General features: G+C 48.7%; 15 protein-coding genes. 7 read left to right on the plus strand and 8 right to left on the minus strand.

Annotated features, from left to right (window positions below):
• The first annotated feature begins 91 nt into the window (after positions 1–91).
• Positions 92–1357 carry an adenylate/guanylate cyclase domain-containing protein gene (locus PHW04_00250; GenBank protein MDD2714301.1) on the plus strand — a complete coding sequence of 422 codons (1266 nt, stop codon included), beginning with the start codon at positions 92–94 and terminating at the stop codon, positions 1355–1357.
• A gap of 20 nt (positions 1358–1377) precedes the next feature.
• Here PHW04_00250 and PHW04_00255 read toward each other — a convergent pair whose 3' ends face one another.
• The 8 genes from PHW04_00255 to PHW04_00290 all read right to left on the minus strand — a co-directional run bounded on the left by PHW04_00255 (position 1378) and on the right by PHW04_00290 (position 9432).
• On the minus strand, positions 1378–2547 hold the full coding sequence (locus tag PHW04_00255) for a DegT/DnrJ/EryC1/StrS family aminotransferase (protein ID MDD2714302.1): 1170 nt from the start codon (positions 2545–2547) through the stop codon (positions 1378–1380).
• A 73-nt stretch (positions 2548–2620) separates the two neighbouring features.
• Positions 2621–5053, minus strand: coding sequence for a glucodextranase DOMON-like domain-containing protein (locus PHW04_00260; protein ID MDD2714303.1), 2433 nt, complete (start codon positions 5051–5053; stop codon positions 2621–2623).
• A 1-nt stretch (position 5054) separates the two neighbouring features.
• Positions 5055–5447: a hypothetical protein gene (locus PHW04_00265; GenBank protein ID MDD2714304.1), complete on the minus strand. Its 393-nt coding sequence runs from the start codon at positions 5445–5447 to the stop codon at positions 5055–5057.
• 83 nt (positions 5448–5530) lie between these two features.
• On the minus strand, positions 5531–5692 hold the full coding sequence (locus PHW04_00270; GenBank protein ID MDD2714305.1) for a hypothetical protein: 162 nt from the start codon (positions 5690–5692) through the stop codon (positions 5531–5533).
• A gap of 67 nt (positions 5693–5759) precedes the next feature.
• Positions 5760–6395, minus strand: coding sequence for a 16S rRNA (guanine(527)-N(7))-methyltransferase RsmG (gene rsmG / locus PHW04_00275; protein MDD2714306.1), 636 nt, complete (start codon positions 6393–6395; stop codon positions 5760–5762).
• 52 nt (positions 6396–6447) lie between these two features.
• Positions 6448–7833: an ATP-dependent protease ATPase subunit HslU gene (gene hslU, locus PHW04_00280; GenBank protein MDD2714307.1), complete on the minus strand. Its 1386-nt coding sequence runs from the start codon at positions 7831–7833 to the stop codon at positions 6448–6450.
• A gap of 46 nt (positions 7834–7879) precedes the next feature.
• Positions 7880–8410 carry an ATP-dependent protease subunit HslV gene (gene hslV / locus PHW04_00285; protein MDD2714308.1) on the minus strand — a complete coding sequence of 177 codons (531 nt, stop codon included), beginning with the start codon at positions 8408–8410 and terminating at the stop codon, positions 7880–7882.
• A 137-nt stretch (positions 8411–8547) separates the two neighbouring features.
• The gene (locus tag PHW04_00290; GenBank protein MDD2714309.1) at positions 8548–9432 is read right to left on the minus strand and encodes a tyrosine recombinase XerC; all 885 of its coding nucleotides are present in this window, start codon (positions 9430–9432) and stop codon (positions 8548–8550) included.
• Between the two features lie 182 nt (positions 9433–9614).
• On the opposite strand from PHW04_00290, the gene ortA reads away from it, so the two are divergent.
• The 6 genes from ortA to PHW04_00320 all read left to right on the plus strand — a co-directional run bounded on the left by ortA (position 9615) and on the right by PHW04_00320 (position 17860).
• Positions 9615–9902, plus strand: coding sequence for a 2-amino-4-oxopentanoate thiolase subunit OrtA (gene ortA / locus PHW04_00295; protein ID MDD2714310.1), 288 nt, complete (start codon positions 9615–9617; stop codon positions 9900–9902).
• Positions 9903–10011: 109 nt separating this feature from the next.
• Entirely contained in the window at positions 10012–11424 is a 1413-nt protein-coding gene (ortB, locus tag PHW04_00300) for a 2-amino-4-oxopentanoate thiolase subunit OrtB (GenBank protein ID MDD2714311.1), read from the plus strand.
• 408 nt (positions 11425–11832) lie between these two features.
• Positions 11833–13653 (plus strand): S-layer homology domain-containing protein, encoded by a 1821-nt coding sequence (locus PHW04_00305; protein MDD2714312.1) that lies wholly within the window; start codon positions 11833–11835, stop codon positions 13651–13653.
• 294 nt (positions 13654–13947) lie between these two features.
• Positions 13948–15699, plus strand: a complete 1752-nt coding sequence (locus tag PHW04_00310) for an S-layer homology domain-containing protein (protein ID MDD2714313.1) — start codon at positions 13948–13950, stop codon at positions 15697–15699.
• Between the two features lie 164 nt (positions 15700–15863).
• Positions 15864–17321: a glycogen synthase GlgA gene (gene glgA, locus PHW04_00315; GenBank protein MDD2714314.1), complete on the plus strand. Its 1458-nt coding sequence runs from the start codon at positions 15864–15866 to the stop codon at positions 17319–17321.
• 23 nt (positions 17322–17344) lie between these two features.
• Positions 17345–17860, plus strand: a complete 516-nt coding sequence (locus tag PHW04_00320) for a methyl-accepting chemotaxis protein (GenBank protein MDD2714315.1) — start codon at positions 17345–17347, stop codon at positions 17858–17860.
• Positions 17861–17893: the final 33 nt, after the last annotated feature.

Below are 17893 nucleotides of genomic sequence, written 5' to 3' on the forward strand. Positions count from 1 at the left end.
TTCAATTGTATTTGGAATCGATCGGAATTCAAGGACTTTTTGCTTCAGGGAACTTATTTTGGTATTTTACTATCAGTTCTTTGGAGGCCTTATGACTAAAAGCAATAGATCGCAGAATCTCTCGGTCATGATCACTGACATCCAGGGATTCACTTCCCAGAGTTCCGCTTTTTCCCGTGATGAAGTGCTGGGATTGATCAGGCGGCATAGTCAACTCATGAAGCCTGTGATAAATTTTTACGGCGGCACGATCGTCAAGACAGTCGGCGACTCTTTTCTCTGCACTTTTCCATCAGCCACCGATGCTGTGGTCTGCGCCATCATCATCCAGCTTCTGTTGAAGGAATATAACCAGAAGCAGGTTGAGGACCGCAAGATCAGCCTGAGAGTGGTGATCAATTCCGGAGACATCAGCATCGAAGGTCATGACATTTTCGGTGATGCCGTCAACATCGCCTCACGCATGGAAGGACTGGACTGCTTCCCTGGCGGCACGATCGGGATCAGCGAAACTACCTATCTTCTGATGAACAGAAATGAAATCACTGCAACAAAGATCGGTCCTAAGGACCTGAAGGGGATTTCTAACCCTGTGACAGTATACATTGTGCCGATCGAACAGCAGCAGCTTGGAAAGCTTCCCAGCAATCTTCTGAGACTGGTTGAGGAAAATGTCGAAACTCCCCAGGGGGACTCGAAAATCAAGAAGTCTCTGGAGGAAATGTCTGTCAAGGTGGAAGGGTTTCTCAGGGAATCCGGTATTGGCGATAAAGCCAGGGATTTAGGCAGAACGATCTCCTCCAAAATGTCCGAGAAAAAGGAATTCAGCCTTCATTCAAAAGAAGCAGATCTTATGAAGAGGCTGAAATCATTCGGAATTGACATGGGGATTCTGCTGGTTGCATTAATCATCCTGAATACATTCTGGAGCGTATCCAGATGGATCGTATTTGGCAGGACTACAATACTTTACAAGCAATATATCAGCCTTTCACGGGCAGAGCAGGATGGATGGAGACCGGATTTTTCCAGCGGGAACAATATTTACCGCCGGAATGCCGGACTCTATGAAGGGATCATCGATTTTAATCTCAAATGTCCTTTTTTGATCTTATGGTTCTATTTTGCGCTGTTCTGGAAACTGAAATCAGCTACACCGGGCCAGGTTTTCAACGGGACTGCGGTAAGAACCCTGGACGGGGAAGAACTGCCCTGGGGGATTGCTTTTCTGCGCAGCGCTTTCTTCATTTTTTCGATCCTGATATTCGGGATTGGAGCAGCTACGTTTGTGCTGGGTGGAAAGAAAAAAACTCTTTACGACTCATTCTGTGACACAAAAGTGATAGAATTAGGCTGAAAGTTAAGTTGTTCTATATATCATTTTTTGAATTTATTGATTCCGTCCCTTACTGCTTCAGCCACATACAAGACATCTTCCAGGTCCATTTTTGGATAAAGAGGGATGGAGAGCATGCTCTGGAAGACTGATGTGGCGACCGGAAAATCCTCAGGCTTCAAATTGTAAGTGTTTTTATAGTAGGAATGCAGGTGGAGGGGAATGAAATGCACGGATGTCCCGATGTTGAGCTTTGAAAGATGTTCAATGAACTGATCCCGGCTGCAGTTTAGGTGATCGAGTTTAAGACGGATAATGTAGAGGTGAAAAGCGTGAAACGCATAGTTCCGTTCAGTGGGGACTTCGAGAAAATCTGAAAGATCCGAGAATGCGTTGTGATAGGCATTGGCCAGGGTGCGTCTGGCTTCCAGGAATTCAGGCATGCGGGAAAGCTGTACGAGTCCTAATGATGCCTGGATGTCGGTGAGATTGTATTTAAAACCGGGAGTCACAATGTCATAGGCATAGCTGCCTCCCTTCTGGTAACGCTTCCAGGCGTCTTTGCTCATCCCGTGCAGCGCATTGATGCGGATCTTCTCGGCCAGTTCATCCTGTCCGGTGGTGAGCATCCCGCCTTCGGCTGTGGTGATGGCTTTGGTGGCATAGAAACTGTAACAGACCATGTCCCCGTATTCTTCGAGCAGCTTATCCCTGTACAGGGAATCGACAGCATGAGCTGCGTCCTGGATCAGATGCAGTTTATGTCTGTCGCACAATGATCTGATCGGGTCTAAGTCGATCGGATGGCCGGCCAGATGGACAGGAATCACTGCTCTGGTGCGGGAAGTGATCTTTCGCTTCAGGTCAGGGATACTCAGATTCATGGTGTCATGTTCTATGTCGCAGAGCACCGGCCTGCATCCAGTCTGGACTATCACATTGGCAGTGGCGGCAAAGGTGTTGACAGTGGTGATGACCTCAGATCCCTCAGGGAGGCTTAGAGCATGAAGGCCCATGTGCAGAGCTGCTGTGCAGGAATTGAGGGCTATCGCATGGCGGACTTTTTTCAATTCCGCGAAATTCTGTTCAAATCTGCGTACCTTGGGACCGGTAGTGATCCAGCCGGATTTCAGGCTGTCCACCACTTCAACGATTTCCCGTTCACCGATAGTTGGGAGTGAGAATGGGAGATATTCTTTGCGTTTTTTCATATAGCTCCTTCAGGGCACGGGGTTCTTGGACCGGGGCTCGGGGTCTGTACCTCGTTCCTCGCACCTCGAACCTTTACCTATTAATAGACCAAGCTGGTTTTAGCGGTGTAAGCTCTACTTTGCCGTTGACGGGTATCAACTGTGTTTTCTGATCTCCGTCCGGGTCCAGCAGGTCGATGATACTGGACTCGCAGGTGTCGGTTTTTCCGCTGAATTTCCATTCGTCAGTCTTAGCGGTGACTTGACGCACCCGCCAGTTGTTTTCGTCCGCATAGCCGTCCTGGCCCATTACTGTGACAACCAGGGAAACTCCGTTCAAGTCCCCCAGAGTTTTTTTAGAGATTGAAAAAGTGATTTCGTTGCTTGAACTCAGTTCAGGCTTGAGAATCAGGCATTCCTCGATTTTACCGTTCTTCTCAGTGAACAGCCTCGATTCCCAGCCCTCGATTCTTGCACAGTAAGTCCAGCCCCCTGTCTTCAAACTTGCCCCTCGCCCGGGCAGTAAGTCCTGGTGACCGGTTTTGCCGCAGAAATATATGTCCGTGGTCTGGACGGAAAATCCGGCTCTGGAATTCCAGGGGTTGGTTAAAGAGCCATAGCTGATAATGAATCTGTAATCATTGCCTGAATCAGTGATTTTCAGACCCCTGAGGTCAAAGCTGCCTTTCGTGAAGACTGAATTATTTGGATAAACGATGGTTCCAGCGCCATAGTCGTCAGAAGCAGGATCAGCAGATTCCATGATAGTCTTTTCTTCGTTGAAACTCCGCTTCATAGTGGAGCTTTGACCGGAAATTCCGGTTGCGGGTTTCAGCAGCGTGGTTTTGAGAGTTGAGGGGAGTTCTTCTCCGATGGTTTTATAGAAACAGGCCAGATGGGAGCGGAACAGGTCGTCAAAGGCAGAATCATTGCCGGAATCCTGGTCGTCTCCATACCACCAGTACCAGTCCGAGCCGAAGGCAGCCAGCAATTCCTGATAAGCCGCTTCAGCTTTTTCTTCAGAAAGTCCGGGAGATTTTTGTCGATATCTGCGTAAAGCTTCAAACGCGTATTTCCAGGCATTGTTTTCTTCAGGCTCACCGATCCAGGTGCTGTAATCCGCATTGATCCAGGACCCGGGCCAGAGATGGTTAAGCACAGGCAGGCTGCTCGCATTGGAGCGGATATAAGGGCTGATCCTGGTGGTTTTGAGCCAGGCAGTCTTTGAAATTGTGGCATAGAGAAGCTCCAGGAAATCATGGCCGTCGTTTTTGTAATTCTCCCAGGCATTTTCGCCGTCAAGGATCACTGTGACCAGGCAGTTCCGGTCTTCTTTCCTGGTTTTTTCACGGATGTCCGCAAGATATGCCATGAAGTTCTCTACTGCCTGTTCGGCGGGGATTCCGGAATAATCGAATCCGATCTTGTCCGAGAGATATGTATCCCTGAAGACAATAGCGATCTTTTTCCCGTTTCCGATCGAAATCTGATAGGGGGTGCAGAAATCCTGCGGATTTTCCATTTTTCCGTCAGTGCGGTGCGGGTATTTGTCAATGGTCTTTGCAAGTACTTTTTCGTCTGTGGCCACCCAGTTCACACCATTTTTTTCAAAAATTGGAAGCACACCATAAGAGACAGACCCTTCCGCAGGCCACATTCCCTGGGGGTTCTTGCCAAACCTGGAGGAAAAAAAGCGCACTGCGCGGGAAACCTGGTCGCAGGCAACGGAATCGGCGTTTTCATAATCCGGCAGTTCCGTATCAGGCATTGCGGTTTTGGCGTCCCTGATATCGTGAAGGAGAGGAAGGATCGGATGGTAAAAAGGCGTGGTCACAAGCTCGATCTGGCCGCGCTGGAAAAGGGTCCTGTGCAAGGGTATGATTTCGCCCATGATCTTCAGTTCCAGGTCCAGAAGCTGCTGAAGTTCAGAAAAAGTGAATCTCTCACCTTTTTTCAGGAGTGAAGAAACCAGCGGCTGTGATTCCCTGAAACACGGATCAAACCAGGCCAGATTGAACCAGACCTGCAGGTCAAGCAGGTCATTTCTGTTAAATGCCGACAGCAGTTTGCTTCTGGAGGCCTCTGATTTTTTCAGCTTTTCCCTCCTGTCCAGCAGTTTTTTGTAATTCGGAAAATTCGCGATCACTTTATCCCAGCTGATGTCGAAACAGCGCTCGATCAGATAAAACCGTTCATCATCAGAAAGATTTCCGACCTTTTTCCTGTGCAGTGTCATCAGATAATCCATTTTTCCATTTCCATACATTTCGATCTGCTGGAGAAGAGAGGGAACCAGATTGAAATTGATCTCCACCCCAGGAAATTTTTCCAGGACTTTGGCCATGTCAAAATAATCTTTGATCGAATGCAGCCTGACCCAGGGCATGCTGAACATGTCAGTGGCTGGATTATAGTAATAAGGCTGATGCTGATGCCAGAGTATGGCGAGATACAGACGATCTCCGGCATAAAGATTCAAGGTGAAAAAGAAGAGGATCACCGAGAGGATTTTTTTCAGCCGGTTCATCTCAGTCTTTCCTTTCGGCGTTCTTGCGGTTGCGCTTCTTCATCTCCTTTTCGTTTTCAAGCAGTTCATAGTAAATTTTGTCAAAGCCCTCGTCATTGATTCTGGACATCATTTTCTTGATTTCCTCCAGGTCACGGTTGGTCTCTTTGGCAGTTTTTTCAGGGGGCCAGGAGGAGAGCATGTTTTTATAAAGATTGTCGATGCAACCGGAACTCCAGGGGCGGAACTGTACTTCAAGGGATCTCATTCTGGCAGTTTTCTTCTTTTTCTTCTTCGCTTCTTCCCCGAGAATCAGCGCTTGAAACCGCTCGTTACAGATGGCTTCTTCACAGCACTTGACTTCAGGGGAAATATTTTCAAGAAGAATTCCGCAGATCCGGCAGTAGCTTTCCATACGGTACCCTCCATTACAATCTATGTATAAGTTTGAAAGAACGATATCCCACAAATTATAGAGGCCCCCGGCAATGCCCGCAATCATTTTTTTAGAGACCGGATACTGGCTTGAAATCTCTCAATAGAGCCTGATGCAGTCTGGTCTGGAACCTGCTTGTCAAGTCCCACGTACCAGGCAGCTGAAAAACGATCGTCTGCTTCGTTGTTCCTCGCCTTTGTCACTCCATGTACTTTTAGGTACACTCCGCTCCTCAGGCTTGGAACGCCTCGCATCCGGCCATTTTTGATCTGCCTAGGTGAATTGTTGTTGCTAGCTCAGTGGCTTGGCCTCGGGTATGCCGGTGCGGCGCGGGTAACCCTTGGGGCAGCGTCCGGTTTTCTTGAACACCAGATATTCCTTAGTTCCCTGGACCGCCTTCTCCAGCAATTCAGCTTTCAGCAGTTTGAGAGCCTGCAGAGAGCCGGAGAGTTCAGCCTCGGCTTTAGTTCCCTTATGTGCGATAAACACTCCACCGATCTTAAGAAAGGGTATTGTGTACTCCAGTGTAACCGGAAGTGACGAAACCGCACGGCAGAAAGCCAGATCAAAGCATTCAAAACCGTCGAATTCCTCGGCTCTGATCTGATTGACTGTACAGTCAGGCAGTTCAAGCTCCTGCACTGCAGTTCTGCAGAATTCCGCTTTTTTTCTCTGAGACTCCACCAGTGTGACCCTGCTCCCTGAAAAAAAGATGGCTGCAATAATTCCTGGAATGCCGGCACCTGTTCCTATATCCAGGATGCGCCCGCTGCCATTGAAAAAACGAGCTGCCAGTTCCATTGTGAAAATCGAGTCAGAGATGCCTTCTGTAAAAAATGTTTCGAAGTCCTTGAATCCTACGAGATTCATGACTTTATTTTTTTCCCAGATCAGGCGGGCAAATTTGTCGATAAGAGGATTATTCATAAAACGCATACCGCAGGGGCGCAGCATGCTGCGCCCTTACTAAAGAAACAGATCATAGTATGTATTTTCCAAGATCCGTATTCTTCACAAACGCTTCCAGTTTGTTTTTTACATACTCGCTGTTGACTGTGATTTTTTCTTTAGCCAGGTCCGGAGCAGAAAATGAGAGTTCTTCCAGCAGTTTTTCCATGATTGTATAAAGTCTGCGGGCTCCGATGTTTTCCATTTTATCATTGGCCTCCCTGGCGATTTCGGCGATCTCATCAATCCCGTCTGGTGTAAACTCAAGCTCAATTCCTTCGGTGGCAAGAAGTGCCTGGTATTGGCGGGTGAGCGCATTTTTAGGTACTTTCAGGATCTTGATGAAGTCTTCTTTTCCGAGGCTTCCAAGCTCCACTCTGATCGGGAAACGTCCCTGGAGTTCCGGAATCAGATCCGAAGGTTTCGCCCCGTGAAACGCACCGGCTGCTATGAAAAGGATATGCTGGGTTTTCACCGGACCATACTTGGTCACGATCGTTGTTCCTTCCACCAGCGGCAGCAGGTCGCGCTGCACGCCTTCTCTGGATACATTCGGACCGTGGCCTTCACCGTGGGAGATGATCTTGTCGATTTCGTCGATGAAGATGATGCCGTTATTCTCTACCATTTCCATAGCTTCAGCTACCAGAGCATCCAGATCGACCAGTTTTTGCGCCTCCTCGTTTTTTAAGATTTCCAGACCTTCTTTGAGTTTGACTTTCTTTTTTCTGTTCTGTCTGGGAAACATGTTGCCCATCATATTCTGGAAATTGATGCCGAATTCCTCCATCCCTGCATTGGAAAAAATTTCCACCATCTGCATCGGGGAAGCCTGGATGTCGATCTCCACTTCCCGTTCTGCCAGTTTGCCCTCCGCGATCATGGCTCTGAGCTTTTCCCGGGTCTTCTGGTGGCTTTCCTCTTCTTCGGTACCATTCCCTTCCTCGCGATTCTGGGAGATACCTGAAAGTATCGATTTAAGCGGATTGAAGTCCCGCTTCCGCGGCAGCAGGTAGTCGATCATCCGTTCCACTGCAGCCTTTCTGGCTTCATCTTCCACTTCGGCCAGTCGTCGCTTTTTCAGGCGGCTGACAGCCATGTCAGCCAGGTCGCGCACCATTGAATCGACATCGCGGCCAACATAACCGACTTCTGTGAATTTGGTGGCTTCGACCTTAATGAAGGGAGCATCAGAGAGATCAGAGATTCTTCTGGCTATCTCGGTTTTGCCTACCCCGGTGGGACCGATCATGATAATGTTTTTGGGAAATATTTCCTCGCGCATTTTTTCATCTGAGACAAGGCGGCGGCGATGGCGGTTGCGCAGGGCGATGGCCACTGCGACCTTGGCCTGGTCCTGGCCAATGATGTAGCGGTCAAGAGCAGCGACAATCTGTTTAGGTGTCAAGTTTTCCATGAGTACCTCTGGAATGTAGGGGCAAACGGCCGTTTGCCCGTATTAATTATGAAAGTTCCTCAAGATAGATTTCCGTATTCGTATAAATGCAGATTCTGGCGGCGATTTTCATCGATTCCTGGGCTATTTCCCTGGCTGAAAGATTCGAATGATCCAGCAATGCCAGAGCGGCAGATCGCGCGTAATTTCCGCCTGAGCCGATTGCGATCACCTGCTCGTCAGGTTCAAGCACATCCCCGGAACCTGTAATCAGAAAGAAATTTTCCAGGTCAGCCACCAGCAGCATGGCTTCCAGGTGGCGCAAGATTTTATCTGTCCGCCAGTCCTTGGCCAGTTCCACAGCCGCCCGCTTCAGGTTGCCGCTGAATGCCTCCAGTTTGGCCTCGAACCGTTCGAAAAGTGTGAAAGCGTCGGCTGTAGAGCCCGCAAATCCCAGCAATACCTTGTCGTTGAAAATCCTGCGGATTTTCTTCGCCTTGCCTTTGATGATGGAATCGCCGAACGTGACCTGGCCGTCGCCTGCCATCACGATGTGGCCGTCTTTTTTCAGTGCGATCACGGTTGTTCCTTTAAACATTGAGTCCTCCAGTTAACAGGCTCGAGGCGCGGGGTTCGTGGTCCGGGGTTACAGACACAGAACAGATTGCAGCCGTGCCTAAATCCTTTTCTTTCTCCTTCTGCCTCGTACCTCGAACCTTGTACCCCGAACCTTTATTATGCCCTCGGATGTGCTTTATTATACACTTCCTTCAATCTGTCTCCATTGATATGAGTATAAATCTGTGTGGTCCCGATGCTGACATGCCCCAGCAGTTCCTGCACGGTTCTCAGATCTGCTCCGCATTCCAGCAGATGGGTTGCAAATGAATGACGAAGGGAGTGCGGGCAGATTTTTTTATTCATGGCCAGTTCGTGGATAGCCTTGTCCAGGATTCTGCGAACTGAGCGGTCTGTGAGGCGCCGGCCGCGCTGATTCAGGAAAACCGCGCCCTTGTCAAGGACCGGATTTCGAACTGCGTGATAGTCCCTGATGGCTGAAAGTGCCTTGCTTCCGATCGGAATGATTCTTTCTCTGCGGCCTTTACCCATTACCCGGATCAGCCCTTCCTTGAAATCGATATCTTTTGTGTTCAGGCCAACACTTTCGCTCACCCGCAGTCCGGAAGCATAAATTGTTTCCAGCAGCGCCCGGTCCCTTGGGGACAATCCTTCAAAATCCAGCAGTTGAGTAACCTCATCCTGGTAGAGGAATTGAGGAAGTTTTTTCTCCAGTTTGGGAGTGGTGATCAGAAATACAGATTCTTCGTCGAACAGGTCTTTGCGTTTGAGGAGACGGAAAAAGGTTTTGAGCGCGGAAATTCTTCTGAACACCGAACGCCTGGAAAGCCCTTTTTTCTGCATTCTGGCCAGGAAACCCCGCAGGATCAGCAGATCGACTTTGAAATCCTGTTCTGATTCAAGAAAATCCAGGAACATCTCTACATCTTTCAGATATCCGCGGATTGTATGAGGGGAATAATTCCGTTCATAATGCAGGTAATCGAAGAACATTTTCAGATATTCTTTCCGTTTTGCAGGGTCCAGAGTGTCTTTTTTCATGATAGAATAGTACCAACTAAAAGCCGAAAGGGCAATCAATGAGGGAAGTGAACGGCCGACAGGTGGTGAATGGTGATTAGTGATCAGAAATTGAATCCCTCTGCTCCATTCACTATTCACTTCCTAAATTGACCGTAAAGAATAATCCTTATAAAATGACTGAAACTTGCAGGAGCTGTTTTATGGTCAAAAAAGGTACCTTTGTCCAGATTGAAAAAATGATTCTCAAGCCAGGAGAACGGGCGGCAAACATTCCAGAAGACACGAAAAAAGTCCCGTACATGATGTGGGTGAACGGATTTCTGAAGATGGACGCGAAAATCGGAGATGAAGTCGAGATAAAGACCCTGATCGGGCGCACAATCAGGGGCAGGTTGGTGGCAGAAAACCCTGCTTATACACACAATTACGGCAAGCCTGTACTGGAACTCATGGAAATCAGCAGGGAATTGCATAATGAGCCTAACTAAGGTACGAGGTGCGAGGTCCTGGGTACGAGGTGTTAACTCTGAATCTTAAACCCCGAGCCCCGAGCCCCGAGCCGCGAACCACGAACCCCGAACCCGATTTGGAGGACTTATGGATAATAACTATTCCGCAGTCTTAAGCCGCAAATCCGAAATCATGCGTAAATCCATGGGAATCGATTATAACGAATTCACAATTTCCCCGGTAGCCTTTGATTACGAGAAAATGATGGAAAAAGCAGGATACCCCCTGGATGAGATTTTTAGAATCCAGAGAGAAACCAAGGTTGCTGATACTCCGCTGTTTGAGCTCAAAAATCTGACCTCTATGGTCCGCCGGAACAGTAATAAAGGATATGGTGCCAGGATTTTTTTGAAGGACGAGGCAGCTAATGCTTCAGGCAGTTTCAAGGACCGTCGGGCTTCGGTCTCGATCTTTGAAGCGCAGAAAAAGGGGTATCAAGGGGTGATCGCCGCTACCAGTGGAAATTATGGGGCTGCGGTAGCCTCACAGGCGGCGCAGAGAGGGCTCAAGTGCATCATAGTGCAGGAGGTTTACGACAGCAGAAAAACAGGGCAGCCCGAGATTCTGGAAAAAGCCAGGAAGTGCGAGGCTTATGGAGCGGAAGTCCTGCAGATGTCGGTTGGACCCGAACTGTTTTACTATCTGCTGATGACCTTGGAAGATACGGGATTTTTCAATGCTTCGCTCTATACTCCGTTCGGGATTGCCGGAGTGGAAACGCTAGGCTTTGAACTGGCTGAACAGGTCAGAAAAATTGCCGGACAAGACCCGGATTGCGTGATGGTGACCCATGCCGGAGGAGGGAATGTGACAGGGACCGCGCGAGGTTTGCAGAAGGCCGGAGCAGACAAGACCAAGGTCCTGGGTGTCAGTGTAGATCTGAGCGGACTGCACATGGCCTCTGACAGGGATTTCAACCGCAAGTCATTTACCACAGGACACACCGGATTCGGCATCCCTTTCGCCACCTGGCCGGACCGGGTGGATGTACCCAGGAACGCGGCCAGACCTCTCCGTTACCTGGATGGTTATTATCTGGTGACGCAGGGAGAGGTGTTCTATACAACGCAGCTGCTGGCTCTGCTGGAAGGATTGGAACGCGGCCCAGCGGGAAACACTTCCCTCACTGCTGCCATTTCTCTGGCCAGAAAACTCCCGCAGGATAAAATTATCGCAGTTCAGGAGACGGAGTATACCGGAGCCGGCAAGCATCCTTTTGCGCAGTTGACTTTTGCCAGGGAAAATGGAGTCACTGTCAGACGGGGTAACCCCATTGAAAACAAACCGGGTATTGAGATTGTGATCCCGGAAAATATCAACCAGATTGAAGCTACTGAATACTCCATGGATGAATTGAAATATTCATATTTAAAGAATGTCACGAAAAATTTTCCGGATCACAAACTGGCTGAAAAGGATTTCGAATTTCTGGCGCAGGACCTGAAAATGGAAATAGCTGCAGTGAAAGAAAAGCTAAATCTGCTGAAGGTAAAGGGGTAAAGGTCAAAGGCACGAGGTACGAGGTTCGAGGCACGGGGTACGAGGCACGGGGTACGAGGTACGAGGTTCGAGGTACAACCCGGACTCTGAATCCCGAACCACGAGCCTCGAACCCCGAACCTTTGACTTCGAATCTTCTTTCGGTTATCCGGTATTCGTGTTTCCTATATTGACTCTGAATTCGAATCATGTAATATGGTTATCGCCAAGCTTTCAGACATCGCTTTGGTGCTAGAAAGGAGGTGTGAATATTATCCCGCACCTTGGAAGATGGAAAGCTGGCTGCGCAAAATAAGGCCTGGATTACGGGGAAGAGATATGAGAGGAAACATTGGATACTCTGATAAGAATCCCCTGAAAAAAGACCAAAAAAGCGCACACAATCTATAAGGGGGATAATTAAATCCTATGAAGACAATTATGATTATCGTGTTATGCGCATTCACAGTTGCTGCTTTCGCAAACCCGTTCTCTGATGTGAAGTTCAATCACTGGGCATACGATGCAGTGACTCAGCTTTCCGCGAAGGGCATCATCACCGGTTATCCGGATGGAACCTTCAAGGGCAACAAAGCTGTCACCCGCTATGATATGGCAGTGATCATCGCCAGACTGCTTGAGAAACTGAACACTACTCCCGGTATCAAAGCCAAGATGAGCAAAGGCGACCTGGACAGCGTTCAGAAGCTCGTGGTGGAATTTGCTGACGAACTTTCTCTCCTGGGCGTGAAAGTCACGGCTCTGGAAGATGAAATGAGCGCAGTGAAAGACGACCTTGCCGTGATCAAGGAAGATGTGAAAACCCTGAAATCCACTGGCGGACAGGGCGGCAAGATCAAGATCACAGGCGACAACCTGATCAGATTCGAGGACTATAGCTGGAGCGAGACAAAGATCCAGAACATCCTGAACGACAATCATTTCATGGACAAGCTCGGCCTGAACTTCGACATGATGATTGACCCGGATATCACCTCTGTTCTGCGCCTTGAGAAATTCTCCTTCTGGAACAGCAGCGCCGGCGACTGGTCATCCCTGAATGCAGCGATGGGCACAGCTTTCAGAACTCAGCAGGACACTGACCTGAGAACCGCTCTTGCCTACATCCAGATCAAGGATTTCTTCGGCTGGGCTGATCAGATGAGATTCGGCCGCCAGAGAGTGGCACTCGGCCATGACCTTCTGATGAAGGGCGTTGTCGACGGCATCACTGGCATGAAAGCTGTTGATCACAAGAGGAACATCATTGCCCGCGTCGGCGGACTCAAGATGAACGACTTTGACAATGGCCTGACCTCACCCGCTACCACCAATGACAACTCCGGTCTGGATCTGCTGTATACAGACTGGACATTTGATCTGAAAGATGTGATGGCCGAACTGTATTACGTCCATCAGAGAGATCCGGGCTCCCAGGCTGCTGCCGTTGCCCCGGCCGCTCTTGCCCAGAACGCCTGCAACCTCGAAGATTGCACAGCCGGCGGCCTCTGGAGGCATGTAAAGAACTACAGCTGGACCGGCATTGGCCTGTCCGGAAACCCGGTACCGGAACTGACCCTGTACGGCGAATATTCCTGGCTGACCTGGGACGAATCAGTTGATGTCAACGGCGACGGCGTCTGCGAAGACGGCGACCCTGGCTATCTGGCCGGACTGAACTGGGACGTCAACAAGAAGACAGCTTTCAAACTGCAGTACACAAAGTTTGAAGAATGGTTCTTCCGCCCTCTGACCTGGAATGGCGTCACCGCTGGTGCAGTGTATGATACAGACACATACCTGGATCCAGATGAGACCTTCCTGTTCAGCCAGATGGGCTATCTGCAGGGCTTCAATGACACGATGGCTGAAGTCAGCCACAACCTGAGCGAAAAGTCCACAGTGACCGCCCGCTACGAAGGCATTGCCGACAACAGGACATACGCTGTCAACCAGCCGGAAGACAAGAGGATCGTCCTGACCGGTATTTACAAGTATCAGTATAAGCCGAATACAGCGCTGAGACTGACCTACAGAACCATCAACGCCGAAGAGAATACTACAGCTCTTGCAGTTGCTGGTGGATATCCCGCAGGACAGCACTATCCGGCATACTTCCCACGTGTCCATGGCACAAACTGCGACAGCTACGGCAACACTTCAGGTCTTGCACAGACCGATGTCAATGCAGTCAACATCAACATCGACGACGTGAAGGAACTGAGACTGCAGCTTGATGTGAATTTCTAATTCATATCTAACGAGTTAATAAAAAAGAGAGCCGCAAGGCTCTCTTTTTTTATTGAAAGTTAAGAACGTAGGGGCAACGCTTGCCGTTGCCCATTCTAAAGGGATTGTGAAAATATGTATTCTTCATCGGTGATTTGCATGATAGTTCGGGCACCCGCGAGGGGTGCCCCTACGAATATGATCCTGTATAATTGAAATTTCCCCTCCTTTACTTTAACTTATCCATATCTGTATAAAAACCGTCTTAGGTTTTTATACAGATATGGACTTATAAACTTCTTGGAGGCAATGCCCATGAAACGCGTACTGATCTCTTTCATCCTGCTGATCGCCTTTTTAGCCAATGCAACTCCTTTTACCGACATCCCCAAGAATCACTGGGCAGTCCAAGCAGTGAGTGAATTGTCTGAACGTGGAATTATCACAGGTTTTCCCAATGGCACTTTCCAGGGCGGAAAAACTGTCACCAGATATGACCTGGCTGTTGTGATCGCCAGACTGGTTGAAAATCTCCACACTACGCCTGGTCTGAAAGCGAAGCTTGGCAAAGCCGATCTCTCCAGCATCAAAAAATTGACTGTGGAATTTGCAGACGAACTTTCCCTGCTGGGAGTCAAGGCAAGCAGCCTGGAAAACGACATGAAAACAGTCAAGGATGACATGACAGTGCTCAAAGACGACCTGACTACCCTGAAAGCGGGAAATGCCGGATTCGGCAACCTGAACATCAGCGGGAACATCTTTACCTGGAATGAGAATCTTGATTATGGTGAATCCTCAGTGGGAAGCGACATGAACCTGGCTTACACATTCAGTGAACTCTGTCTGATCATGGACATGGACATCACCCCTGACGTCTACCTTGCCTCTCATTTCGAGAAATTCGGCTACTGGAACACGAGCGGAGGAGACTGGACAAGCGGCCGACTTACCGGCGCAGGCCTGAACTTCAATCAGGACAGTGACTTAAGGACATATTATTCATATGTAGGTGTGAAGGATTTCTTCGGCTGGGCTGATGACATGAAATTCGGACGCCAGCATTTCACGATCGGCCAGGGCTTGCTCATTAAAGGCATGGGCGACGGAATCCTGGCTGAAAAGAAAATTTCCGAGCATGATACCACAGTCACGGTCGCGGGCGTCAAGAGCGACTCTGCAGACACCGGTTCGCTCGGGGTCAGCAACGATAATGCAGGTATCGATCTAATATACACTGACTGGTATTTCAACCTGAATGATGTGCAGGCTGAACTTTACTTAGTCAATCAGCGCGATCCTCTCTCAGGAACCGGGGCTGGTTTCTGCGATGCCACAGTCCCCTGGAAACATGTGCACAGGAAAAACTGGTGCGGCCTTTCCCTGTCCGGAAAACCTGCGGAGTCGCTGGAACTGTTCGGAGAGTATTCCAGGCTGAGATGGGACGAGGACGTTGACATTGACGGCAACGGTTCTACTGAGAGCGGGGACCCGGGTTACCTGCTGGGCCTGAAATGGGACGCTGACAAGAAAACATCGCTCACACTGCAGTACGACAAGTTCGGCGAATGGTTCCATCGCCCGATGGACTCCAATCAGGGCACGCTCTGGGGTTACAACACCTGCCTTGATTTTGATGATGACATTCTGTTCGATCCTGCCGGTTACCGCATGAACTTCGATGACCTGATGACTGAACTTTCATTCAAGGTTTCCGAAAAGAGCACTCTGCTCGGTCGTTTCGAAAAGATCGACGACAACAATGTTTACGCTGCACTGTCAGAACCTGACAGCAGGAAAGTTTACACCGGCCGCTATCTTTATCAGTACAAGGAAAACACGACTTTAAGCCTGACCTACAGGAAGATCAGCGTGAACCGGAATGAAACAGCATCCGTTGCCGGAACCCAGGTTGCTTCAGGCAGCACGAATCCATTTGCAGGTGTGCATGGCTTTTGCGGCGATGGATTCGGCAATGTGAACGGATCCACAGGTACTGACGGCAAGAATTTTTACCTGGTCGATGATGTCAGCATCCTAAGACTGAGCCTGGATGTTTGTTTCTAGAATTTGATAAAATCGATTTGTTGTAGGGATGCAGCATGCTGCATCCCTACATTTTTTGGGGTAACCTTCTTTCGATCATTTGCCAATTCGTTTGAAATTCATTAGACTATTCCTGTTCCATTCCGTGGAATCAATTGAAATTTTATAAATCCTGGAGGAAAATGATGAAAGAATTGAAGGTTCTGCTGGCTGCATCCGAAGCTTCACCTTTTGCCAAAACCGGCGGCCTGGCCGATGTTGCAGGTTCGCTTCCTGCGGCCCTGTCTAAACTTGGAGTGGATTGCCGGCTGATCATCCCGAAATATAAAAGTGTTTATAACATGCGGCCTAATACCAGCAAAGTCGGGGAATTCTCAGTGAATCTTGCGGGCAATGTCTATCTCGGGGAAGTTGAAGAAGCCAAAATACCCAAGACTCAGGCCTCAGTCTACTTTATCAAGAACGACCGGTTCTTCTTCCGCGACGAATTATACCAGGTCAAGGGACGCGATTATGATGACAATGCCTCCCGTTTTATCTTCTTTTCCAGGGCAGTGCTGGAAGTGATGAAGATTATCCAGTTCAAACCTGACATCATTTTCGCCAACGACTGGCAGACTGGTCTGATCCCAGCCTATCTCAAATCTCCGCTTTACAGTGACGATGTTTTTTACCACGGGATAAAGACAGTGTTTTCGATTCATAATTTAGCCTATCAGGGGATTTTCTGGCATCTGGACATGCCGTTGACCGGCCTGGGATGGGATTATTTCACCCCTGAGAAAATTGAATTCTATGGTAAAATTAATCTGTTGAAAGCAGGCATTGTCTTTGCAGATCAGATTACAACTGTCTCTCCCACCTATGCCAGAGAAATTCAAACCCAGGAAATGGGCTGCGGTTTGGAAGGTTTGCTTGCAGAGAGGAGCAATGATCTGGTTGGAATCGTTAATGGAATCGATTATGAGACATGGAATCCTGAAAACGATAAGTTGATCCAGAAAACATATAATTCAGGGAAATCTGCAGCCGGGAAAGCCAAAAACAAACTCAGCCTCCTGGAAATGTTCGGCCTGCCGATTGACGACCGTCCTCTGATCGGAATTGTCAGCCGTCTGGACGAACAGAAGGGGATAGATCTCCTTCATAACGCACTGTCTGAGATCATGGGGCAGCAAGTGAAGCTTGTGATTCTGGGAAAGGGGAAGCCGGAATATGAGGAATTTCTGGCTGCTGCTGCGGCGAAACACCCTGACAAACTAGGAGTAAGAATCGAATTCAATGAAAAAATCGCCCATCAGATCCAGGCCGGAGCTGACATTTTCCTGATGCCATCGAAAGTCGAGCCATGCGGGTTGAACCAGTTGTATGCTTTGCGCTACGGTACGATTCCGGTTGTGCGGAAGACCGGTGGATTGTCCGACACGATCATTGATTTTGACCCTGCTGACGGATCTGGAAATGGATTCGTGTTTGAAGAGTATAACCCGCTTTCCATGATCAGAGCCATCAAGCGGGTCTGCGAAACCTACCGTGCTCCCAAACTCTGGAAAAAACTGGTGAACAATGCTATGGAAGCTGATTTTTCCTGGAATAGCTCTGCTCAGAAATACAAGGAACTGTTTGAGAAAGTTCGGAGTTGATTCGATTCCATTGAGGGGGCAGGATGGCGTTTAGAAGCCGCTATTTCATTGACCGCGAAACCCAGCTCAACCTGGTTTTTTCCTTCCTGGTAATGGTGTTGATCATTGCAGTGATCACATTTTCCAATTTCACTTATTTCGCAATTTTTTTCAAGGAATTCGTTCTTTCAGAGCCTGAGGCAGCAGGTTTGAATTCCATCATCGACTCCGCGATCGCAACATTCAAGGGACGCCTGCTGCTTCTTTTTGTAATCGACATCCTGATCCTGTTCGTGATGGGTATCCTGATCTCCCACCGGATCGCCGGACCGATTTATAAATTCGGCCGCAGGATTTCAAAGTATCTGACTGGTGATATGACCGAAAAAATCACGCTGCGCAGGACTGATCTCCTGTTCGAACTTGCGGATTCATTAAACAGTTACTTTGATTTTCTGCGCTCAAAACTTCAGAGGTTAAAGGATCTGACAGCCGAACTTCCGGAATCAGATAAAAAGCATGAATTGCAGAAGGAACTGGAGTGCTTTAAGCTTAAATAACATATGTATGTTAAACACTCATTAACATCAACG

This window comes from Candidatus Wallbacteria bacterium, from assembly GCA_028687545.1.
In the GTDB taxonomy this organism is placed as follows: Bacteria; Muiribacteriota; JAQTZZ01; order JAQTZZ01; family JAQTZZ01; genus JAQTZZ01.

Bases quoted from the DNA above. Each gene is read 5' to 3' on its own strand.
- hslV (MDD2714308.1), bottom strand. From the start codon at position 8,410: ATGTTTAAAGGAACAACCGTGATCGCACTGAAAAAAGACGGCCACATC.
- PHW04_00320 (MDD2714315.1), top strand. From the start codon at position 17,345: ATGGCGTTTAGAAGCCGCTATTTCATTGACCGCGAAACCCAGCTCAAC.
- rsmG (MDD2714306.1), bottom strand. From the start codon at position 6,395: ATGAATAATCCTCTTATCGACAAATTTGCCCGCCTGATCTGGGAAAAA.
- PHW04_00290 (MDD2714309.1), bottom strand. From the start codon at position 9,432: ATGAAAAAAGACACTCTGGACCCTGCAAAACGGAAAGAATATCTGAAA.
- glgA (MDD2714314.1), top strand. From the start codon at position 15,864: ATGAAAGAATTGAAGGTTCTGCTGGCTGCATCCGAAGCTTCACCTTTT.
- hslU (MDD2714307.1), bottom strand. From the start codon at position 7,833: ATGGAAAACTTGACACCTAAACAGATTGTCGCTGCTCTTGACCGCTAC.
- PHW04_00255 (MDD2714302.1), bottom strand. From the start codon at position 2,547: ATGAAAAAACGCAAAGAATATCTCCCATTCTCACTCCCAACTATCGGT.
- PHW04_00305 (MDD2714312.1), top strand. From the start codon at position 11,833: ATGAAGACAATTATGATTATCGTGTTATGCGCATTCACAGTTGCTGCT.
- PHW04_00250 (MDD2714301.1), top strand. From the start codon at position 92: ATGACTAAAAGCAATAGATCGCAGAATCTCTCGGTCATGATCACTGAC.
- PHW04_00260 (MDD2714303.1), bottom strand. From the start codon at position 5,053: ATGAACCGGCTGAAAAAAATCCTCTCGGTGATCCTCTTCTTTTTCACC.
- PHW04_00265 (MDD2714304.1), bottom strand. From the start codon at position 5,447: ATGGAAAGCTACTGCCGGATCTGCGGAATTCTTCTTGAAAATATTTCC.
- ortA (MDD2714310.1), top strand. From the start codon at position 9,615: ATGGTCAAAAAAGGTACCTTTGTCCAGATTGAAAAAATGATTCTCAAG.
- ortB (MDD2714311.1), top strand. From the start codon at position 10,012: ATGGATAATAACTATTCCGCAGTCTTAAGCCGCAAATCCGAAATCATG.
- PHW04_00310 (MDD2714313.1), top strand. From the start codon at position 13,948: ATGAAACGCGTACTGATCTCTTTCATCCTGCTGATCGCCTTTTTAGCC.